This window comes from Bacillus sp. GbtcB14 (assembly GCF_019091205.1).
GTDB classification, from domain to species: Bacteria; Bacillota; Bacilli; order Bacillales; family Bacillaceae_G; genus Bacillus_A; species Bacillus_A cereus_AG.
The window spans coordinates 28,007-48,440 of sequence record NZ_JAGXJT010000019.1; the positions used below are offsets into that span (position 1 = coordinate 28,007).

The window sequence follows — 20,434 nt, forward strand, 5'->3', positions numbered from 1 at the left end:
CCAAAGCGACAACATTTTATTGCAGAAATTTTTCATATTCATAATACTCAGGATAAGATGCGAGCGTTTCTTGGCACGATTCACAAATCGTTTTTATATATATATTTCCATTCTCATGAAAATGAATCATCTCTACTACTTCTTGCTCTGTTAGTTGAAATAAAACGTCGCTATACACTTTTTCTGCAGTAACGGAGCCTACATTACTCCCGCAATGTCTGCAATAATAATACCCTTCCATACTAGCCTCCTAAAAATCCAATTACTACTAGTATGGGTAAAAACAAGATAAAATATTCCCAATCATACCCTTAACTATTGAAGGTATTCATGATTTGAAGAAAAGGTTTATTCAACCATTCTTCACATGCATCCGCTGCTTTTTCAATAGAATGATTCACATCAGGAATTTCTTCCGATGTAAAACGTCCTAATACGTAATCTACTACCTTCATTCCATTTTTCGGGCGATCAATTCCCATACGGATACGTTGAAACTCTTGCGTTCCTAAATGTGAAATTGTTGATTTTACACCATTATGTCCACCAGCACTACCTTTCATACGAAGGCGTAATTTACCTACAGGGATATCTAAATCATCATACAGAACAACGAAGTCCTCTACATCAATTTTATAGTAATCCATAAGCGGACGAATACTTTCCCCAGATAAATTCATATATGTAAGTGGCTTTAATAAGATTACTTTTTCTCCATTAACAAATCCTGCACCAAATACTCCTTTAAATTTTTGTTCGTTTAAAGAGATATTCCAACGCTTTGCAAGTTCATCAATCGCCATAAATCCAATATTATGCCTTGTTAATTCATATTCTCTACCCGGGTTCCCAAGTCCTACTATCAATTTCATTCTTGTACCACTACTTTCTTCTTTCGATACGAAAAGACGTAACCAATCTTGGTTACGTCTCATTCTATCCAATTAATTGAATAATACACTTACAGATTCTTCTTCGTATACACGAATGATTGCTTCTCCGATTAGTGGAGCAACTGAAAGTTCATGTACTTTGTCGATTTTCTTCTCTTCAGGTAATACGATAGAGTTCGTTACAACTAACTCTTTAATATTTGAGTTTTGGATACGCTCAATTGCTGGACCAGATAATACTGGGTGTGTACAGCAAGCATATACTTCAGAAGCACCGTTCTCAACAAGAGCGTTTGCTGCTAATGTAATTGTACCAGCTGTATCAATGATGTCATCAATTAAAATTGCTGTTTTACCTTCAATATTACCGATAATGTTCATTACCTCTGATACGTTCGGACGAGGACGACGCTTATCAATAATAGCGATTGGTGCTTTTAGGCGATCTGCCATTTTTCTAGCACGAGTTACTCCACCGTGGTCAGGTGACACGATTACGATATCTTTAAGACCTTTTGTTTCAAAGTAATCTGAAAGAATCGGTACACCCATTAGGTGGTCGATTGGGATATCAAAGAACCCTTGAATTTGTGGAGCATGTAAATCTAGAGTGATTACACGAGTTGCACCTGCTGTTTCAAGCAAGTTTGCTACAAGTTTCGATGTAATTGGTTCACGAGAACGCGCTTTACGGTCTTGACGCGCATAACCATAGTAAGGAATAACAATATTAATTGTTTTTGCAGATGCACGCTTTAATGCATCGATCATAATAAGTAATTCCATGATATGTTCGTTTACTGGGAAGCTTGTAGATTGAATAATGAATACATCGCAACCACGGATACTTTCTTCAATGTTAATTTGAACTTCTCCATCACTAAAACGATCAACAGAACATTTTCCTAGTCCTACTCCAATGTGCTTTGCAATTTGCTCAGCAAGTTCCTTATTAGAGTTTAAAGAGAATACTTTCAAATTAGAATTTAGATATTGAGTCGACATCTAGATTAACCCTCCACATTATGATTTTTTCTTATTCAGCAATTGATCAACATAGTCTTCTTTGTTAACTTGACGTGCACGTGCTACAGATAATGCTTTTGATGGAACATTCTCTGTAATTGTAGAGCCTGCTGCCACATAAGCACCATCTTCAACTGTTACAGGAGCAACAAGGTTTGAATTACATCCAATAAATACCCCGTTACCAATCACAGTTTTGAATTTATTCTTACCGTCATAGTTCACCGTAATTGAACCACAACCAAGATTCACGTCTTCTCCAACTTGTGCATCCCCGATATAACTTAAGTGTGAAGCTTTACTTCTATTACCAAAAACAGTTTTTTTGATTTCCACGAAGTTTCCAACGCGTACTTCATCTCCAATAACTGAATCTGGGCGAATATGTGCAAATGGACCAACCGATACTTCTGTACCAAGTTTACTATCATGTACAGTAGATTGTCTAATTGTCGTACGATCTCCAATTTCACTATCGCGAATTACTGTATGCGGTCCAATTTCACAATCAGAACCAATTACAGTATTCCCCTCAATAATTGTTCCTGGATGAAGAACTGTATCACTACCGATAATTGCATCAGCAGAAATATACGTGTTACTTGGATCGATAATTGTAACACCATTTACCATGTTCTTGCGGTTGATACGGTTTTTCATAATAATTTCCGCTTGCGATAGAGCGACTCTGTCGTTAACACCTAACGTTTCATCGAAGTGCTCTGTTTGATAAGCTGATACGATATGACCTTCATTTTTTAAAATTTCAATAACATCTGGCAGGTAATATTCACCTTGTACGTTATCATTTGAAACTTTAGAAAGTGAGGCGAATAAAGCTTTATTATCAAAACAATACGTACCTGTATTGATTTCTTTAATAGCTAATTCTTTCTCATTTGCATCCTTATGCTCAACAATCTTTTCAACATGACCATTCTCATTACGAACGATACGACCATATCCAGCAGGTTCTTCTATGTAAGCTGTTAGCACCGTTGCCATTGCCCCTGCTTCTTTATGTTGCTGAAGCAATGCTTCCATCGTTTCAGCAGTTATTAGCGGCGTATCACCACAAATAACTAAAGTTGTTCCTTCTTCATTTGCAAGTACACTTGCAGCTTGATCTACAGCATGTGCTGTACCAAGTTGTTCTGCTTGTAATGCAAACTCACTTACGTTTCCTAGCTGTTCTTGTACCATTTCAGCACCATGTCCTACGACTGTTACAAGTTTCTGCAATCCTAATTGCGTTACTTGATCGACAACATGTTGTACCATAGGTTTTCCACATACAGGATGAAGCACTTTGTATAGCTTAGACTTCATACGTGTGCCTTTGCCTGCAGCTAGAATCACTGCAAATCTGTTTGACATATAGACCCTCCATCGCAACCTATTTATCCATTAACGATATTATCCTAAATCATCATATATTTCAAGAAACACATTTTAACTATTAAATTTTACCATAATTCTCATACGATGTTTTACTCTTTAGTATCTTTTTTAAGAAATAAGCTATACTATTTAAAATGATTTTGAAAAAATTAGAAGTTTTTCTCTTCGCTTTGATGAATTCTGAATTTTCCGTACAAGAAATATATAAAACCACAAAAAACAAACCCCTGTAAATACTTACAGGGGTTTGTTGCAAAATTATAGAGCTTTCTTTAAAAAGCCCTTTTCATTCGAATTTTACGAAGCACCCGCTTCTTCAAACTCAACCTCTTCTAACTCGCCTAAACGATGATACTCTGTTAAAACCGCATCTTGAATTTTAGAGCGTGTATTAGAATTAATTGGATGTGCAATGTCACGGAATTCTCCATCTGGAGTACGTTTACTTGGCATTGCTACAAATAATCCATTATTACCATCAATTACACGAATATCATGAACAACAAATTCATGGTCTAGAGTAATAGAGGCAATTGCTCTCATGCGGCCTTCTGTGTTTACGCGGCGTAATCTTACGTCAGTCACTTCCATCTTGTGTTCACCACCCTTTTCTAAATAAGCGATATATTTGTATAAATTCCACAAATTTTCTATTTTCCCTTTAATTTTTTAAAAATTTTTAAGATAAAAATTTTTAATGTAATTGAATATAGAGATTAGTGGAGGTTATCGCTTACAAAAGATTACTTAACTAGGGCAATTACTTCGATTTCAATTGAAACATCTTTCGGTAATTTTGCTACTTGTACACAAGAACGAGCTGGCTTATGAGTAGAGAAATAAGAGCCGTATACGTCATTAACAGCATTAAAATCATCCATATCTTTTAAGAATACTGTTGTTTTTACTACTGTATCAAATGAAGCACCCGCTTCTTCTAATACCGCTTGTAAATTTTGAAATACTTGCTCTGTTTGTACTGTCACGTCTCCTGCTACAAGCTCTCCACTTGCAGTTAACGGAATTTGTCCTGAACTGTAAAACATATTATTTACAATAATCCCTTGTGAATATGGTCCAATTGCTTGTGGTGCATTGTTTGTTTGAACAACTTTCATATTTTTCCACCCTTTTATTATTTATTTTTACTCTTTAAAAATAGTGCACGAAAAGCAGTTTGTCCATCTATTTTATAATTTATAAATAGAATAAAAAAAAGATAAAGCGATCTGCTTTATCTTTTTACTCAGCCTCTACAAGCCCTTCATCAAATGGGGCCAGTGAATAATTTCCCTTTTCCACTTGAATCGCTTTTTCTTTCACATCAACTTCTGATAGACGAATTAATGATACAAAATTATTAATTAGTCGTTCTTCAATATCCGTGGATTCTACTAATACACCAATACCAACAACATTAGCCTTAAACTCTTCTAACATACTCATCATACCTTGAATTGTCCCGCCAGCTTTCATGAAGTCATCAATAATTAAAACATTTGATCCCTCTGGAAGGCTACGCTTTGCTAACGTCATTGTTTGAATTCGCTTAGAAGAACCTGATACATAGTTAATACTAACAGTTGGACCTTCTGTTACTTTATTATCTTTCCTTGCAATTACCACCGGTACATCTAAGTAATTTGCCACCGCATAAGCAAGTGGAATCCCCTTCGTTGCCACCGTCATAACCGCATCAATTGGTTGCCTAGCAAAAACAGAAGCAAACAAACGACCTGCGCCATTAATATGGCGAGGATTACTTAAAAGATCTGTCATATATAAGTAACCGCCAGGCAAAATACGATCTGGATTTTCAAATAAGCTACAAAGCTCACCGATAATTAGATCTGCCTCTTCCTCACTTATATATGGTATATATTTCACTCCTCCTGCTGCTCCTGGTACCGTTTGCAATGTGCCGACCCCTTGTTGTTCAAACGTTTGCTTAATAATAACTAAATCTTCACTAATGGAAGACTTAGCTGATTGATACCTTTCAGCAAAAAAAGTGAGAGAAACTAGCTGACGAGGGTTTTGTAACAAGTAATACGTCATATCGACTAATCTTGTACTTCGTCTAATTTTCATACTCTCACCTCAAATCACGAATATTCTAAACAAATCATACCGTATTATACGTCTTTATTCAAGCGTTTCTCGCTTTCCCAATAAACGTACTGCGTATACTTGTTCACAAAATCCTTTTAATCCGTTATATATACGATGCATTCGTGAATCATGGTGCACAAGACCAAATACAGTTGGACCACTTCCACTCATTAATACGGCATCCGCCCCAAACCGCTTCATCTGTGCCTTAATACGTGCAACTTCAGGATGCATCGCAAACGTCACATCTTCTAAAACGTTACCTACAGTATCACAAATCCCTTTGTAGTCCCCAGCATTTATGACATCAACCATTTTATCTACATTTGGATGTGTAACTCGATTTAACTTTAAATTTCCATACACATCAGCAGTAGATACACCAATATGGGGTTTTGCTAAAATAACCCAACAAGAAGGCGGAGTTTTTATGTGCTCAATCTGCTCTCCTCTTCCAGTGGCAATTGCTGTCCCACCATATACGCAAAACGATACATCTGACCCAATTTCTGCGCCAAGCTCTGCTAACTGGTCAATTGTAAGCCCTAAATTCCATAATTTATTAAGGCCACGTAATGTCGCTGCTGCATCACTACTTCCACCTGCTAATCCAGCTGCTACTGGAATCGTTTTTTCAATAGTAATAGATACGCCTTTTTTCACATTAAACTTCTCTTTTAATAATCTCGCTGCTTGATAAGCTAAATTTCTTTGGTCGTCTGGGACATACCGATTATGGGATAAAATTTCAATACGGTCTTCTGCTAATTCCATTAGTTCTAAACGATCTGCTAAATCAATTGTTGTCATAATCATTTTCACGTCATGATATCCGTCTTGTCTTTTTCCCAGTACATCTAACGACAGATTAATCTTTGCTGGTGCTTTCACTAGTAGCTTCAATCTATTCACCCACTCTATGTACTCAATCTTTTATCGTTTATTTTACCATAAATTTATAGTAAGACGATGACACTTCCCTAATTATAACGAAAAGCATTCAGAATGAAACTACTTATGTAAAATGATGGCACCTTTTCGAGTACAAAAAGCCGAGGAATCACTCCTCGGCTACCGTAGCATAGAAAGTATCTTACAACTACTGGTTTTGTTTCATTAATTGCTGTTCTGCAATTTCTATAGCACGTTTCACCATGTTACCAGCATCTTTCGCACGAATTCCGCCCCAGCCTTCTTTCTGAACAACATCATAAAAGCCTAGCTCTTTTGCAAGCTCTTCTTTAAATTGATTTGACATGACACCTCTTCGTCTACTCAATGCAGAGTCCCTCCTTATTTTGCTACGGTATAATTAGTATGCAAAATAATATAGCTTTTCATTTGTGGGAATATATGTAACGATACATGAATTAAAAAATCACTTCATTATGAGGTTCACCATAAAACGTTAACTCTACTGTCTCTGTTAAAACATCCGCATAGCTATATGATACACGTTGCAACGCATCTTCTTGCTGATCCAATTGTACAACAAAAACAGAACGGTACGTTTCTGCAAGTACACCTGATTGTTCCACTGTTTTTCTTCTCCCACTATTCGCCTTTAACATCAGTCTCTGTCCAAGATGGTGATCTAATTCGCTTTTAATTTCATCTAAACGTTTTGACATATACTTCGTTACACCTCGCTGTAATTTAGATTGAACACTTAAAACACGATATATCTATCCCAATTATTAACCGCAACTCACAGACAATATCTTTATAAAAGCATCATGCGTTCAAATAGATAGAAGAAATACTATATTGTAAAAGTATCATTATGTAGTCTGCGCGTTCTTGTCTCTTTTTATCCAAGCTGATTTAAATCCTTTCCATACAAAAAAGCAAGATACATATGTACCTTGCTTATTCTTCATAATGTTGAAAGGGTAATCCAGTTCGTAAAATCCCCCTCGTCTCAATCCCGCCAAGTCCCTTTTCGCCGGTAATCGTATTACGTACAACATCCCATACATTTACTCTTTCCATAAATGACGTAAAACTAATTTTACCCACCACATATACAGGATCTAGTGCGTGAATATTAATTCTAGATGGTGAACTAGCAAAATTAGCGCCTGCTCGAATTAATGCTTCAAAGTGTGATTGACATGCCCCAGCAAAAATAACGAGTTGATCCAATGATGGATATTTTTTTCTCACTTCTCGAACAGCCTGTACAAAATGCCTTGAATGCCTATATGCTGCTAAATCTCCCTTTACCCCTTTTGATTTTGTATATGCATCGTGCCCTGTAATAACTAAAATGTCCGGACGAAAATGATCTATTAAATCTACTACCTTTTCATGCATCTCTGTTTCTTTACAATGAATACCTTGTACAGGAACACCAATTTTATTATATAAGTCTAAGCATTTGCGCAAATATAACGGGTCTCCATCTATATGCAATACACGTCCCGGCATTTGAAAATAATTCACCTCACTTGTATATCCACCCGTTGAAGTGTGTTCATGCCTTTGTTTCATTAATACATAATCTTGTTGAAACAAACGATACGTACGCTCCATCGTTTCTTTCTCACGCTTCGCTCTTTTTTTATGTTCCCGTTGATCTATACTAATTAAATCTTCAAGTGGCGCATCCGCCACCAGTCTAATTTCCTCTCCAAATAATATGGCTATCTCGCCTTTTATTTCTATAATACGAAAAAGAATATCCCTATTATGAGAATATCGTTCCACTAATTCTCCAACATGTAAAGCCATTCTCTTACCTCCAAACTCGTTAGGCCATCTTACCTGTTTTTAAAGTATGAATGTAGGAGAGGAAAGGTGACAAAAGGGACAGTTCAAGTTGAACTGTCCCTTTTCTATTCTTATGACAATTTATGAAGAACTAATGCATTACTTAATGTTGCAAACTCCTCGATAGATAGCGTTTCGCCTCTTCGTTTCGGATCAATTCCTACTTCTGTTAAAATTCGATCCAATAGCTCTTTATCTTTCGGGAAACCATTTAAATTATTTGATAAATTATTCATTAAAGTTTTACGACGCTGTGCAAAACTTGCTCGTACTACTTCAAAGAAGAATGTCTCATCTGTTACTTCTACAACTGGTTTCGGACGCTTCAAGAGACGAATAATCGCAGAATCAACATTTGGTTGTGGCACAAACACTGTACGCGGTACAGTCATAACTGTTTCTACCTCTGTATAATACTGAATAGCAATGGATAAAGAACCATACTCTTTCGTTCCTGGTTTAGCAGCTAAACGATCTCCTACTTCTTTTTGCATCATAACAACAAATCCACGAACCGGTAATTTCTCTTCCAGCAATTTAAATAAAATTGGCGTTGTAATATAGTACGGTAAATTAGCTACTACCATTACATCTTGCCCTTCCTCAAATTGCTCACTAAACACCTCATGTACATCTGCCTTTAGTACATCTTTATTTATAACTGTAACGTTGCTATATGGAGCTAACGTCTCATCTAAAATCGGTAATAATCTCTGATCAATTTCAAAAGCCACTACTTTTTTAGCACGCTTCGCTAATTGTTCTGTTAACGCACCGATACCTGGTCCAATTTCAATTGCACCACTTTCCGAACCAATCTCAGCGTGATCGACAATACGATTTAATACATTCGTATCAATTAAAAAATTTTGTCCTAAACTTTTTTTGAATGAAAATCCGTACTTTTCAACAATGTCTTTCGTACGATTTGGCGTTGCGATATCCTTCATTTTCTTTCCTCCTGTATGACTTGCTTATAAGCTTCTGCAAATGCTTCTTTTGAAACTTGAAACATTTGTAAACGTTTATGTAACTGTTTTGCGTTTGTATAACCAATCTTTAATAGCTTACCCATTCTTTCTCTGCGACTCTTTGCCATTTCTCCGCCCACTAAGCCTGCATCGACTAGATCGCTCCAACTAATTTCACTTGTGTAAGCTTCCATTTCTTCATGTATATTCTCTAAAGCACGGCGAATTGATTCATTAGAAGCATGTTCAATTCCGACACCCTTTTTCCTTTTAGCAAGTGCTTCTTCCTTCGGTAAAAAGGCATGTTTACATCCAGGAACCTTATCAGAAATAATTTTTCTAATACGCTCTCCGGGATAATCCGGATCTGTGAAAATAATAACGCCTCGTTTTTGCAGCGCTAATTTAACTTGCTCAATAACATGATCACCGATTGCTGAACCGTTCGTTTCAATTGTATCCGCATCAACAGCACGCTTAATCGCCACTGTATCATCTTTACCTTCTACAACGATAATCTCTTTAATTTTCATGCTTGCCTCCACACTCGTTTCGTCTCTACTTAGTAAAACAAAAAAATGACGACTTTTCCATTATTATTTTCCCCATTCTTACATTTTAAAAAATAGAATGTCCAAAACTTTGTTCTCTCTCCTTATTATAACACTTCCTCATTCGCCCTTATTTTCTCTATCACTCCTGCTATTTTTCCACAAAAATAAAAAAGAATGGGTTCTCCCACTCCTTTTTATTCAACACCAAATAAAGCTTTTGCATTTTTTGTTGTTATTTCTGCTACTTCTTCATAAGAAATTCCTTTTAAATTCGCAATTTCTTCTGCTACAAGTTTTACATAACTCGGTTCATTTCGTTTCCCTCGAAATGGATGTGGTGTTAAATATGGACAATCCGTCTCTATTAACAATTTCTCTAATGGAATCTCCGTGGCAACTTCTTTCGGTTTCTTAGCATTTTTAAATGTAACTGGTCCGCCTAACGAAATTAAAAAGTTCATATCAACACATCGCTCTGCTACTTCTACGCTGCCACTAAAGCAATGCATAATGCCTCCCACTTCAGCTGCATTCTCTTCTTCTAGAATATCAACAATGTCTTGAGTTGCATCGCGATTATGTATAATAATCGGCAATTTCACCTTTTTGGCTAATGTAATTTGTTTACGGAATACTTCCTTCTGTATTTCTTTTGGAGACTTATCCCAGTGATAATCTAAGCCCATCTCTCCAAGTGCAACGACTTTAGGATGGGAAGCAAGTTCTTCTAACCAAGCTAAATGTTCTTCCGTCATGTCGATTGCATCAACTGGATGCCATCCAACCGCAGCGTAAATAAAATCATAAGTTTCAGCTAATTCAATCGCCTTTTTTATCGTTACTTCATCAAAACCAACAACAACTGTATAGGTAACTCCCGCTTCTTTCATTCGTGCAATAACTTCTTGCAAATCTTCTTCAAATTGCTCTGCATTCAAATGTGAATGTGTATCAAACAACATAATACATAACTCCTTTTATATTGAAATCAAGTTTATTCTAAAAATAAGCCCTTTAATAACTTAACGATAACAATACTATAATTTTAATGCAAAAATAGAGAGTGTAAAAAGAAAAAAGACGCTTCACACATGTTACACGTGAAACATCTCTTTTCTTGTCTTAATTACTTGATTTTTGTACCATTTGGTAAATTTTGGTCAATTGATGCTAATGACAATACGCCATTCTCTTCACCCGCTAAAATCATACCTTGTGATAATTCACCGCGTAATTTTACAGGTTTTAAGTTTGTTACACAAATAACCTTTTTACCTTTTAGGTCTTCCGGCGAATAGAACTTTGCAATCCCTGAAACAACTTGACGCTTTTCTGTACCTAAATCCAGCTGAATTTTTAACAACTTATCTGCTTTTTTCACAGGTTCAGCTGATAGTACTTCAGCTACGCGTAATTCTACTTTAAAGAAATCATCAATTGTAATTTCTTCTGCTTTCGGTTCTTCTTCTTTTTTCTCTTCTACTTTAGGAGCAGAGCTTTTCATTTGTTCTTTAATGTACCCTACTTCTACTTCCATTTCTAAACGAGGGAAAATCGGGTTTCCTTTTTCTACTTTTGTTCCAGCTGGAATACAGCCAATTGTAGATAGGCTTTCCCAAGATTTATGTGCCTCTTCAGTAAGTCCAAGTTGATCAAACATCTTACTTGGTGCTACCGTTAAGAACGGCATAAGCATAATACCTGTTTGACGAAGTACTTCTGCTAAGTGAGCCATTACAGAAGCTAACTTTTCACGATCATTCTCATCTTTCGCTAATACCCACGGTTGTGTTTCATCAATATATTTATTTGCACGGCTAACCAATTGCCAAATTGAGCTTAGCGCTACAGAGAATTCCATATTCTCCATTGCCTCTTCTACTTTTTTCAATGTATCTTTTGCAAACGTTACTAACGTTTCATCAAATTCCGTTACATTTGCTTTAAATGCAGGGATTTCTCCGTTAAAGTACTTATCAATCATAGCTACTGTACGATTTAATAAGTTACCTAAGTCATTTGCTAAATCGAAATTGATACGCTCCACAAACCCTTCTGGTGTGAATACGCCATCAGATCCGAATGGAACTTCACGAAGTAAGTAATAACGTAATGCATCTAATCCGTAACGATCGATTAATGTAACTGGATCTACTACGTTTCCTTTTGACTTACTCATCTTTCCATCCTTCATTAAAATCCAACCATGAGCAAAGATTTTTTTCGGAAGAGGTAAATCTAATGCCATTAAAATGATTGGCCAATAAATTGTGTGGAAACGAACGATTTCTTTTCCAACTAAATGCACATCAGCCGGCCAGAACTTTTTATACATCTCTTCATTTTCTGTTCCATAACCTAATGCTGTAATGTAGTTAGATAATGCGTCAACCCATACGTAAATAACGTGTTTTGGGTTACCTGGAACACGAACTCCCCAGTCAAATGAAGTACGCGAAACAGCTAAATCTTCTAAGCCTGGTTTAATGAAGTTATTAATCATTTCATTCTTGCGAGACTCCGGCTGAATGAAATGTGGATTATCTTCATAGAATTTTAATAGTCTGTCGACATATTTACCCATTCTAAAGAAATACGATTCTTCACGAACAAGTTCTACATCATGACCACTATCTGGGCTTTTTCCTCCAACTACTTTGTCACCTTCCATAATTGGATCTACTAATTGATGCTCTGTATAGAATGTCTCATCTTGTACAGAATACCATCCTTCATATTCATCAAGATAAATATCCCCTTGATCTACTAGTTGCTTGAAGATTTTTTCAACAACATCTTTATGACGATCTTCAGTTGTACGAATAAAATCATCATAAGAGATATCCATCTTCTCCCAAAGTTCTTTAATTCCTGCAACAATGTTATCCACATATGCTTGTGGTGTAACGTTTAATTCTTCTGCTTTCTTTTGGATTTTCTGTCCATGCTCATCAGTTCCTGTTAAATAATGAACATTATATCCTTGCATACGCTTATATCGTGCCATCGCATCTCCTGCTACTGTTGTATAAGCATGTCCAATGTGTAATTTTCCACTTGGATAATAAATTGGGGTAGTAATATAAAAGGATTTGTTTTCCTCTGTCATTGTTTTGGACCTCCCGGATAACCTCATATGTATTTATAAATAGTATATCAAAAACTTATATATAAAGTGAAACTTTAATCTGTGGGGGGGTGTTCACTCCCGCGGATTATTAGCCCGCACCAATCGGGCTTTTACGAGCAATCCGACTCCACCTTAACTTCTTTGCTCCAGCCAAATTTTAAATTTAAAATCTTACCGCTTGTTAATGCGGGATAAAAACGAGTTAATACTTAGTATCTTTATCATCTATTACTCATATTTCAAGAAAATATACAGTCCTTACTTACAATCTATAATTTTTCTGAAAATAAAGTGAAATAATAGTAGAAATTACTCACATTCTATTATATATAAGAAGTAAGAAATCTATAAATCTTTTTAAAAAATATAGAATTAAAGAATTGACGGAAATGTAAATGATTGGTATCATATGTCCATAGGGTATTTTGTCGAAAAATGACGAATCTAGAAAATAGACTCGAAACTTATAAACTATTTCTTTAGGAGGAAAAGAATTATGAAATCTACTGGTATCGTTCGTAAAGTTGATGAATTAGGTCGTGTAGTAATTCCAATCGAATTACGCCGTACTTTAGGTATTGCAGAAAAGGATGCTCTTGAAATCTACGTTGATGACGAGAAAATCATCTTAAAAAAATATAAGCCAAACATGACTTGCCAAGTAACTGGTGAAGTATCTGATGGTAACCTATCTTTAGCTGAAGGTAAAATTATCTTAAGCAAAGAAGGCGCTGAGCAAATCTTAAACGAACTTCAAGATTATATCGAAACAGCAAAATAAGCTTCTCAATTATGAGAAGCTTATTTTTTATCGACATGATAGATTTGATATACATCGCGTTTCGACAAATCTCGATCTTTAGCGACCGTTTTTATCGCCTCTTTTGAATTCATACCTTTTTCGTTTATATAATGTTCAATATGATCATATACCGAAATAGCTTCCCACCATTGTTCTTCTGGTGCAGGTTCTTCCGTTGAACCAGCTACTAAAATACAAAACTCGCCACGAACTTCATTTTGTTTCGTCCACTCAATTGCTTCCTCGACTGTCCCACGAATAAATTCCTCAAATTTTTTCGTTAACTCTCGACATAATACAATTTCTCTATTTCCCAACACTTCTTGCATCGAGATTAAAGTATCATCTAAACGATGAGGTGCCTCATAAAACATCATTGTAGTTTGTACATAACGAAGCTTCTCTAACTCCATTTTTCTTTCTTTTTTATTTCTTTGTAAAAATCCATAGAAATAAAACTGTTTTGTTTCAAGGCCTGATGCAATTAATGCTGTAAGGGCCGCATTTGCCCCAGGAAGCGGAATAACATGATACTGTTCTGCTACAGCCTCTACAACAATATCGTAACCTGGATCGGAAATACAAGGCATACCAGCATCACTAACAAGTGCTACCGTCTTTCCTTCGTCTAACTTCCCTAATATTTTCTTCCCACTTACTCCCTTATTGTGCTCATGGTAACTCATAACAGGTGTTTCAATTTCGAAATAATTACAAAGTTTTTTCGTTTGTCTCGTATCTTCAGCAGCAATTAAATCAGCTTCTTTTAAAATTCGGATTGCACGAAATGTCATATCTTCTAAATTTCCAATAGGAGTTGGTACTAAATATAAAACTCCCTTTTCATTTTGTTGAAAGCTTTTTTGTTGCCACATAGCGTTCTCCTTTTTGCATATATTCTTCTTTTTGTTTTCTATTTAATTGCTTAAAATGATACTCTGCTTGCATAGCTGTACGCTTATCTTCATGAAACTCTACATATTTTAAAACAACAGGAAGTCTAGCACGCGTATACCTAGCTCCTTTCCCACTATTATGTGTCTGAATCCGCTTCTCTATATGATTTGTATATCCAGCATAATAACTCCCGTCAGAGCACTCTACTACATAAAAACAATGCTTATTCTTCTCCATATAAAATTGAACGAATCTCCTTTGTATATTCATTATTATCTTCATATACAAAAAGGGGTGGCAATATTTTCAAATCTGCGTTTCCGTCCTTAATTCCTTCAATTAACAACGTATTCGCTTCTTTCCCTGCCTTTGGATAAACAAATCGTACACGTTTTGGTTCAATTTTGTATTTACGCATTAATGTAACAATATCTAGTAAACGACCTGGACGATGTACAAATGCTACTTTCCCGCCTTGCTTTACTAGCTGACTACTTGCAGATACAACATCCTCTAATGTACACATAATTTCATGACGAGCTATCGCTAAATGTTCATTCATATTTTTCTCAGACGTTGCAGGTGTTTGAAAATAAGGCGGATTACACGTGACAACATCATATTGATGACGCCCAAGTTTCTCTGGCATATCTTTCAAATCCCCATGTATTAAATGAATTCTTTCTTCTAACTTATTGTATTGAACGCTTCTGATTCCCATATCATATAAACGTTCTTGAATTTCCACACCTGTAATCTTCCCTTTCGTTCTTGTACTTAATAAAAGGGGGACAACTGCGTTACCTGTACACAGATCAAGTACATTACCTTTTTGAATTGGCACCCAAGCAAAGTCTGCAAGTAAAACAGCATCTAAAGAAAAATTAAATACTGATGGGCTTTGTACGATTTTCATATCTTGTGCTAATAAGTAATCTAAACGTTCATCTTCATATAAATTCATATACTACTCCTTTTCTTACACTTAACCTACCCTATTTCATCTTCTACCAATAAAAAACATATTTCATTCTACTCTCATGTATAAAAAATTACCTTTCCAATTATCATTGGAAAGGTAATTTCACTTTTTATTTAAAAATGACAGGCAGAATAAACAATCTCCCTCTTTACGTACACTTCCATAATGCAAATTACAAATATGAAAACCTTCTTGATATAGTCTAGCTAAGTTATCGTAACCTTCACCAATATCAGTTGTCTTTGGCTTCACTTCTTTACGTTTTTGAGTTTTTTGTTTTTCCTTAATCTGCACTTCTTCAAAACGGTGTCGCAAATTTTCATTTTCCATTTTTATATGTTGATTTTCTTCCAACAACTCTGCAAGGTGTTGTTTTAATTCTCCCAACTGTTTGTATAAATGTCCAATTTGCTCTTCCATACTAGAAACCGATGCAAAAATATCTTTTTTCTCCACAAGCACCCACCTCATTAATCTGTGGTTTGACTCGAAACGACCCCTTTATTCACTAACTCATCTAACGTATATTCTACTATCCGTTCCTTGTCTACTAGTTCCACTTGAATTAATCTTTCTAAAATATTTAATCCGATAACACGGCCAGTACCATGCGGGGTTTGTATACGTTGATCTAAATCAGGAAGTTGTTCCTTTGCTGCCTCATATTCATCATTCTCATATTTTAAGCAACACATTAAACGACCACATAAACCAGAGATTTTTGCAGGATTTAATGATAAATTTTGATCCTTTGCCATCTTAATAGATACGGGTTCAAAATCACCTAAAAAAGTAGAACAACAAAGCATACGACCACACGGACCAATACCGCCAAGCATCTTCGCTTCATCACGAACACCAATTTGTCTTAGTTCAATTCTTGTCCTAAAAATTGCTGCTAAGTCCTTCACCAGTTCGCGGAAATCAATCCGACCATCCGCAGTAAAGTAAAAAATAATCTTATTGCGATCGAACGTATACTCTACATCTACAAGTTTCATATCAAGATTATGCTCTACCACCTTTTGCTGACAAACTTGGTATGCTTCTTTCGCAGCATGCTTGTTCTCTTCAACAATGGTACGATCATTTTCATTTGCAATACGAATAACCTTTTTTAGCGGTAATACAACGTCGTTCTCATCAACTTGCTTTTTGGTAATAACTACTTTTCCGTATTCAATACCTCTTACCGTTTCTACAATTACAAACTCATTTTCAGAGATATCGAACTGGTTCGGATCAAAATAGTACACCTTTCCGGCCTTCTTAAAGCGAACACCTACTACATCATACAAAACGGTCATCCCTCCTGCAACCGCAACACTAACTGTTCGAACACAAGCTGCGCATTTACATTAGCGTTGATTCTATTTTTTGCCTCTAATATATTAAAGAGAGCTGATACAATGCGCTTCTGAGCATGGGAGAAAGATTCAAACATCTCTTTCTGCTCATGAAAAACAAGACGATCTTCTTCTCCAAGTTGAACATATAATAAATCCTTATAAATAAGGAGTAACATATCTAAACCTTGCTGTAATTGTTCTTTCTCTCCAAAGTGTTTTCCCCATTTTTCTTGTACAAAAAAAATAGAGGCTTTATCCTTTTCGAGCGCTTCACATAATTTTATCACTAAAGCTCGTGCTTGTGCAAACCATTCATCACTACATAAAGCTAAAGCTTCATCAAAACTATTCGTGAGCTGCGCAGCAAGTGTCGATAAAGACGCTGTAATACCTTCATCCTGTAATCTTCTAATTAAAGATTCCGTAGGTAATGGTCTAAATGTAACAACTTGACAGCGAGATAAAATCGTATTTAAAATTTGATGACTTTGTTCAGTAAGTAAAATAGCTGTTGTATCACTACTTGGTTCTTCTAAAAATTTCAATAGTGTATTCGCTGCATTTGCTGTCATACGGTCTGCGTGCTCAATAATATATACTTTTTTATTTGCTTCTAATCCTGTTTTTGAAAACTCTTCTTGTAAATCATGAATTTGTTGCTTCTTAATAGATAATCCGTCTGGTTTTACAATATGTAAGTTCGGGTGGTTACCTGAATCAATTCGCTTACAATTTGTACATACATGACAAGGCTCTACCCCATTCCGCTGAGAACAGAGGAAACTCTTTGCCATTTGAATTGCCGTCGCAAACTTTCCTGTCCCTTTCCCTCCCTCTAACAAGTAAGCGTGGGATATACGCTCTTTTGCAATGCTATTCATCAACATTTTTACACCGATGGGTTGTATAGCAGAAAGCTGCTCCCACGTCTTCGTCATAATGCATACCTCACTTATTTCATTCTTTCCTTCTATTATAACAATTTATCTTCTATAATCTGAACAACTTCTTCTATAAGTTTTTCCATTGGTTGATCAGCATTTACTAATACAATACGATCTGAGAAACGTTCTACAACTTGTAAATATCCTTCACGCACACGTTTATGGAAAGAGATATCTTCCATATCTAATCGATTCACTTCACGCCCTGCATCTTTTTCAATTCGAGCTAAACCAACCTCTGGTTCAATGTCTAAGTAAATCGTTAAACTAGGCATACAGTCCTCTGTTGCGAAACGATTGATTTCGAATACTTTATCCATACCTAATCCTCTTGCATATCCTTGATACGCTAAAGAGCTATCTATAAAACGATCACATAATACAAGGTAGTCCTCATTAAGTGCCGGCATAACCTTTTCCACCAAATGTTGCCTACGTGCAGCAGCATATAGAAGCGCCTCTGTACGTGCTTCCATCATCGTATATTCTTGTTTATGTAAAATTGTTCTAATATCCTCAGAAATTGCAATACCACCTGGTTCTCTCGTCGCCATTACCTTTTGTTTTTTTTGTTCAAAGTACGGCAATAAACTTTTAATTAACGTTGTTTTACCCGAACCTTCTGGACCTTCAATTGTTACAAATAATCCCTTCATCCTAAAACCCACTTTCTATATCATACACTTTCATATATTTCGTACTGCCTTGAAAACGAGCGCCTGCTTTCTCTAAATACATAATTTGCTCTTTATGTTCTGAAGTAATTCTTTCCCCATACATAATCAATGGAATTCCAGGTGGATACGGAATCACCATTTCTGCCGCTATCATCCCAACTGCTTCCTCTACAGATACTACTTTTGTTTCATATCCTTCCAGTTGTTTATATGTATACGGTAAAGGAGAAATTTCCCCTTTATAAGTATAACGAATAGATTCCTTCTTGTCTTTCACCTCATAATATTTCAATGCCACTCGGATCATCTCTATAGCCTTCATATACTCCTTATTTACTTGCAAGGGCAAAATAAATAGGACATTATATGGATCCGCCATTTCTGTATATATTCCGACCTTTTCAAATACAGACTGTAATTCGTATCCTGATAACTGACAACGTGTCTGTACGGTTACTTTTAACTCGTCTTGTAATGGATATTGTAAAATAGCTATTTGTGGAATAGAACACAATTCTTCTTTAAATTCCCGTAAAAACTCGGCAATTTCATCATGGCCCTTTTCTTTTATACGCGCTATTGTAAAGCGTGCAATATCAAGAGAAGTCATAATTGGATACGATGGACTACTAGACTGTAGCATACTTAGATAAGTAGAAACTTTTTCTTCTTTCACTAAGCAACTATTTATATGTAAATAGGACCCCATTGTCATCGCGGGTAATGTTTTATGTGCAGAATGAACTACAATATCTGCACCATATGCTAATGCTGACTTTGGAAATACCCCGCCTAAACAAAAATGAGCTCCATGTGCCTCATCTACTAAAACGGGGATTTTATGTGCATGTGCATAAGCGATGCTCGCCTCTAGATTCATCCCCATACCATAATAATTAGGATGCGTTAAAATGAGTGCTTTAGCATTTGGATATTTTTCAATTGCTTCCTTAATAATTTCATCATGAATTCCCACTGGTACATTATAAGCTTCATCGACCCATGGATCTAAAAAGATTGGATTTGCTCCCGCTAACTTTAAACCATTAATAATTGATTTATGACAATTTCTTTGTACAAGAACAATATCATGTTCCCCGCAACAAGACAAAATCATTGCTAAGTTCCCCACTGTTGAACCATTAATTAAAAAATAACTTTTTTTCACTCCATATACATCCGCTAATAATTTTTGTGCTTCATCTATACACTCAAATGGACTATGTAAATCGTCTAATCCTGTTAGTTCGGTTACATCAATGGATAGTATATCTTTAAACTCCCCAGTGGCTTCCTGAGGGAAGTTTACACCATTCTTATGACCTGGAACATGAAAGGACAGTGGTTCTCTTTCTTTAAACTCTATTAAGGCCTCATATAAAGGCATACGCTTTTGATTCATATATATCTCTTCCTTATTATTCATTCTGTATCTATTATACAGATATTAAGACAAAAAAAATAATAGGCAAATGCCTATTTATAAATATGATACTTCTAACTTTCGGAGCTGTTTTAAATAATGTATATATTTTGGATCATCTGTCTCAGTATTCACCATATCTTTTTCACATTCATAACATATCAAATTATTATAAACATATATCCCTTCTTTTCTTTCTGTCTCACAAACAATACAAACTTCATTTTGTGCTTTCATAACCTTCCCTCCCTATTTAAATGGACATATTTTATACTTCTATTCCTTAACAATTTACAGAAAAATATACATCCATCTCTTATATAATATGATTAACCCTTGGGCAACGTGTTTGTATTACCATTACTTCTTTTACGTACTGTTTGAAAACACAAAAAAACACAAGTCAAAAGACTTGTGTTTTTAATTGCTTGGCGACGTCCTACTCTCACAGGGACAAGGTCCCAACTACCATCGGCGCTAGAGAGCTTAACTTCCGTGTTC

The 20,434-nt window shown here is 35.7% G+C and carries 25 protein-coding genes; 1 reads left to right on the forward strand and 24 read right to left on the reverse strand.

The annotated features are described in order from the left end of the window. Positions 1–16 precede the first annotated feature (16 nt). The 15 genes from KVT31_RS27650 to metG form a co-directional block, all read right to left on the reverse strand. Positions 17–241, reverse strand: coding sequence for an anti-sigma-F factor Fin family protein (locus KVT31_RS27650; RefSeq protein WP_000399441.1), 225 nt, complete (start codon positions 239–241; stop codon positions 17–19). Between the two features lie 70 nt (positions 242–311). Further along, positions 312–872, reverse strand: a complete 561-nt coding sequence (gene pth / locus KVT31_RS27655) for an aminoacyl-tRNA hydrolase (protein ID WP_001979768.1) — start codon at positions 870–872, stop codon at positions 312–314. A 72-nt stretch (positions 873–944) separates the two neighbouring features. Then, on the reverse strand, positions 945–1,898 hold the full coding sequence (locus KVT31_RS27660) for a ribose-phosphate diphosphokinase (protein WP_000107420.1): 954 nt from the start codon (positions 1,896–1,898) through the stop codon (positions 945–947). 18 nt (positions 1,899–1,916) lie between these two features. Then, the gene (gene glmU / locus KVT31_RS27665) at positions 1,917–3,296 is read right to left on the reverse strand and encodes a bifunctional UDP-N-acetylglucosamine diphosphorylase/glucosamine-1-phosphate N-acetyltransferase GlmU (protein ID WP_000071045.1); all 1,380 of its coding nucleotides are present in this window, start codon (positions 3,294–3,296) and stop codon (positions 1,917–1,919) included. A 321-nt stretch (positions 3,297–3,617) separates the two neighbouring features. Beyond that, positions 3,618–3,911 carry a septation regulator SpoVG gene (spoVG, locus tag KVT31_RS27670; RefSeq protein WP_000454042.1) on the reverse strand — a complete coding sequence of 98 codons (294 nt, stop codon included), beginning with the start codon at positions 3,909–3,911 and terminating at the stop codon, positions 3,618–3,620. A gap of 152 nt (positions 3,912–4,063) precedes the next feature. Continuing rightward, positions 4,064–4,438, reverse strand: a complete 375-nt coding sequence (locus tag KVT31_RS27675) for a RidA family protein (RefSeq protein ID WP_088094784.1) — start codon at positions 4,436–4,438, stop codon at positions 4,064–4,066. Positions 4,439–4,562: 124 nt separating this feature from the next. Continuing rightward, on the reverse strand, positions 4,563–5,411 hold the full coding sequence (gene purR / locus KVT31_RS27680) for a pur operon repressor (RefSeq protein ID WP_000702481.1): 849 nt from the start codon (positions 5,409–5,411) through the stop codon (positions 4,563–4,565). A gap of 54 nt (positions 5,412–5,465) precedes the next feature. After that, positions 5,466–6,335: a 4-(cytidine 5'-diphospho)-2-C-methyl-D-erythritol kinase gene (gene ispE / locus KVT31_RS27685; RefSeq protein WP_140392301.1), complete on the reverse strand. Its 870-nt coding sequence runs from the start codon at positions 6,333–6,335 to the stop codon at positions 5,466–5,468. 196 nt (positions 6,336–6,531) lie between these two features. Next, positions 6,532–6,711, reverse strand: a complete 180-nt coding sequence (gene sspF / locus KVT31_RS27690; RefSeq protein ID WP_001985066.1) for an acid-soluble spore protein SspF — start codon at positions 6,709–6,711, stop codon at positions 6,532–6,534. A gap of 91 nt (positions 6,712–6,802) precedes the next feature. Beyond that, positions 6,803–7,063: a biofilm formation stimulator Veg gene (veg, locus tag KVT31_RS27695; protein WP_088094782.1), complete on the reverse strand. Its 261-nt coding sequence runs from the start codon at positions 7,061–7,063 to the stop codon at positions 6,803–6,805. A 238-nt stretch (positions 7,064–7,301) separates the two neighbouring features. Beyond that, positions 7,302–8,165 carry a sporulation peptidase YabG gene (gene yabG, locus KVT31_RS27700; RefSeq protein WP_001173738.1) on the reverse strand — a complete coding sequence of 288 codons (864 nt, stop codon included), beginning with the start codon at positions 8,163–8,165 and terminating at the stop codon, positions 7,302–7,304. 110 nt (positions 8,166–8,275) lie between these two features. Then, entirely contained in the window at positions 8,276–9,154 is an 879-nt protein-coding gene (gene rsmA, locus KVT31_RS27705) for a 16S rRNA (adenine(1518)-N(6)/adenine(1519)-N(6))-dimethyltransferase RsmA (RefSeq protein ID WP_000651555.1), read from the reverse strand. After that, complete coding sequence (gene rnmV / locus KVT31_RS27710; protein ID WP_048562636.1) at positions 9,151–9,708, reverse strand: ribonuclease M5; 558 nt, start codon at positions 9,706–9,708, stop codon at positions 9,151–9,153. The genes rsmA and rnmV overlap by 4 nt, the downstream gene beginning before the upstream one ends. A 215-nt stretch (positions 9,709–9,923) precedes the next feature. Beyond that, complete coding sequence (locus KVT31_RS27715; protein WP_088094781.1) at positions 9,924–10,691, reverse strand: TatD family hydrolase; 768 nt, start codon at positions 10,689–10,691, stop codon at positions 9,924–9,926. 164 nt (positions 10,692–10,855) lie between these two features. After that, positions 10,856–12,838 carry a methionine--tRNA ligase gene (gene metG, locus KVT31_RS27720; RefSeq protein ID WP_088094780.1) on the reverse strand — a complete coding sequence of 661 codons (1,983 nt, stop codon included), beginning with the start codon at positions 12,836–12,838 and terminating at the stop codon, positions 10,856–10,858. Positions 12,839–13,355: 517 nt separating this feature from the next. On the opposite strand from metG, the gene KVT31_RS27725 reads away from it, so the two are divergent. After that, entirely contained in the window at positions 13,356–13,640 is a 285-nt protein-coding gene (locus KVT31_RS27725) for a transition state genes transcriptional regulator AbrB (RefSeq protein WP_000843036.1), read from the forward strand. A gap of 20 nt (positions 13,641–13,660) precedes the next feature. On the opposite strand, the gene rsmI is transcribed toward KVT31_RS27725, so the two are convergent. From rsmI to KVT31_RS27770, 9 genes are all read right to left on the reverse strand, one after another. Then, positions 13,661–14,536, reverse strand: a complete 876-nt coding sequence (gene rsmI / locus KVT31_RS27730; RefSeq protein WP_088094779.1) for a 16S rRNA (cytidine(1402)-2'-O)-methyltransferase — start codon at positions 14,534–14,536, stop codon at positions 13,661–13,663. Continuing rightward, a complete protein-coding gene (locus KVT31_RS27735) occupies positions 14,505–14,795 on the reverse strand; it encodes a GIY-YIG nuclease family protein (RefSeq protein ID WP_029439096.1) in 291 nt (96 codons plus the stop codon). The genes rsmI and KVT31_RS27735 overlap by 32 nt, the downstream gene beginning before the upstream one ends. Then, a complete protein-coding gene (locus tag KVT31_RS27740) occupies positions 14,782–15,522 on the reverse strand; it encodes a tRNA1(Val) (adenine(37)-N6)-methyltransferase (protein WP_088094778.1) in 741 nt (246 codons plus the stop codon). The genes KVT31_RS27735 and KVT31_RS27740 overlap by 14 nt, the downstream gene beginning before the upstream one ends. A gap of 120 nt (positions 15,523–15,642) precedes the next feature. Continuing rightward, positions 15,643–15,996 (reverse strand): DNA replication initiation control protein YabA, encoded by a 354-nt coding sequence (gene yabA, locus KVT31_RS27745; protein WP_000412057.1) that lies wholly within the window; start codon positions 15,994–15,996, stop codon positions 15,643–15,645. Between the two features lie 14 nt (positions 15,997–16,010). Then, complete coding sequence (locus tag KVT31_RS27750) at positions 16,011–16,838, reverse strand: PSP1 domain-containing protein (RefSeq protein WP_000272429.1); 828 nt, start codon at positions 16,836–16,838, stop codon at positions 16,011–16,013. A gap of 5 nt (positions 16,839–16,843) precedes the next feature. Next, positions 16,844–17,827, reverse strand: coding sequence for a DNA polymerase III subunit delta' (gene holB / locus KVT31_RS27755; protein ID WP_088094777.1), 984 nt, complete (start codon positions 17,825–17,827; stop codon positions 16,844–16,846). A 35-nt stretch (positions 17,828–17,862) separates the two neighbouring features. Continuing rightward, entirely contained in the window at positions 17,863–18,489 is a 627-nt protein-coding gene (gene tmk / locus KVT31_RS27760) for a dTMP kinase (protein ID WP_088094776.1), read from the reverse strand. A gap of 1 nt (position 18,490) precedes the next feature. Further along, positions 18,491–19,912, reverse strand: a complete 1,422-nt coding sequence (locus KVT31_RS27765) for an aminotransferase class I/II-fold pyridoxal phosphate-dependent enzyme (RefSeq protein ID WP_088094775.1) — start codon at positions 19,910–19,912, stop codon at positions 18,491–18,493. A 78-nt stretch (positions 19,913–19,990) separates the two neighbouring features. Continuing rightward, complete coding sequence (locus tag KVT31_RS27770) at positions 19,991–20,170, reverse strand: sigma factor G inhibitor Gin (RefSeq protein ID WP_088094774.1); 180 nt, start codon at positions 20,168–20,170, stop codon at positions 19,991–19,993. Between the last annotated feature and the right edge of the window lie 264 nt (positions 20,171–20,434).

Bases quoted from the DNA above. Each gene is read 5' to 3' on its own strand.
- KVT31_RS27650 (WP_000399441.1), bottom strand. From the start codon at position 241: ATGGAAGGGTATTATTATTGCAGACATTGCGGGAGTAATGTAGGCTCC.
- pth (WP_001979768.1), bottom strand. From the start codon at position 872: ATGAAATTGATAGTAGGACTTGGGAACCCGGGTAGAGAATATGAATTA.
- KVT31_RS27660 (WP_000107420.1), bottom strand. From the start codon at position 1,898: ATGTCGACTCAATATCTAAATTCTAATTTGAAAGTATTCTCTTTAAAC.
- glmU (WP_000071045.1), bottom strand. From the start codon at position 3,296: ATGTCAAACAGATTTGCAGTGATTCTAGCTGCAGGCAAAGGCACACGT.
- spoVG (WP_000454042.1), bottom strand. From the start codon at position 3,911: ATGGAAGTGACTGACGTAAGATTACGCCGCGTAAACACAGAAGGCCGC.
- KVT31_RS27675 (WP_088094784.1), bottom strand. From the start codon at position 4,438: ATGAAAGTTGTTCAAACAAACAATGCACCACAAGCAATTGGACCATAT.
- purR (WP_000702481.1), bottom strand. From the start codon at position 5,411: ATGAAAATTAGACGAAGTACAAGATTAGTCGATATGACGTATTACTTG.
- veg (WP_088094782.1), bottom strand. From the start codon at position 7,063: ATGTCAAAACGTTTAGATGAAATTAAAAGCGAATTAGATCACCATCTT.
- yabG (WP_001173738.1), bottom strand. From the start codon at position 8,165: ATGGCTTTACATGTTGGAGAATTAGTGGAACGATATTCTCATAATAGG.
- rsmA (WP_000651555.1), bottom strand. From the start codon at position 9,154: ATGAAGGATATCGCAACGCCAAATCGTACGAAAGACATTGTTGAAAAG.
- rnmV (WP_048562636.1), bottom strand. From the start codon at position 9,708: ATGAAAATTAAAGAGATTATCGTTGTAGAAGGTAAAGATGATACAGTG.
- KVT31_RS27715 (WP_088094781.1), bottom strand. From the start codon at position 10,691: ATGTTGTTTGATACACATTCACATTTGAATGCAGAGCAATTTGAAGAA.
- metG (WP_088094780.1), bottom strand. From the start codon at position 12,838: ATGACAGAGGAAAACAAATCCTTTTATATTACTACCCCAATTTATTAT.
- KVT31_RS27725 (WP_000843036.1), top strand. From the start codon at position 13,356: ATGAAATCTACTGGTATCGTTCGTAAAGTTGATGAATTAGGTCGTGTA.
- rsmI (WP_088094779.1), bottom strand. From the start codon at position 14,536: ATGTGGCAACAAAAAAGCTTTCAACAAAATGAAAAGGGAGTTTTATAT.
- KVT31_RS27735 (WP_029439096.1), bottom strand. From the start codon at position 14,795: ATGGAGAAGAATAAGCATTGTTTTTATGTAGTAGAGTGCTCTGACGGG.
- KVT31_RS27740 (WP_088094778.1), bottom strand. From the start codon at position 15,522: ATGAATTTATATGAAGATGAACGTTTAGATTACTTATTAGCACAAGAT.
- holB (WP_088094777.1), bottom strand. From the start codon at position 17,827: ATGACGAAGACGTGGGAGCAGCTTTCTGCTATACAACCCATCGGTGTA.
- tmk (WP_088094776.1), bottom strand. From the start codon at position 18,489: ATGAAGGGATTATTTGTAACAATTGAAGGTCCAGAAGGTTCGGGTAAA.
- KVT31_RS27765 (WP_088094775.1), bottom strand. From the start codon at position 19,912: ATGAATCAAAAGCGTATGCCTTTATATGAGGCCTTAATAGAGTTTAAA.
- KVT31_RS27770 (WP_088094774.1), bottom strand. From the start codon at position 20,170: ATGAAAGCACAAAATGAAGTTTGTATTGTTTGTGAGACAGAAAGAAAA.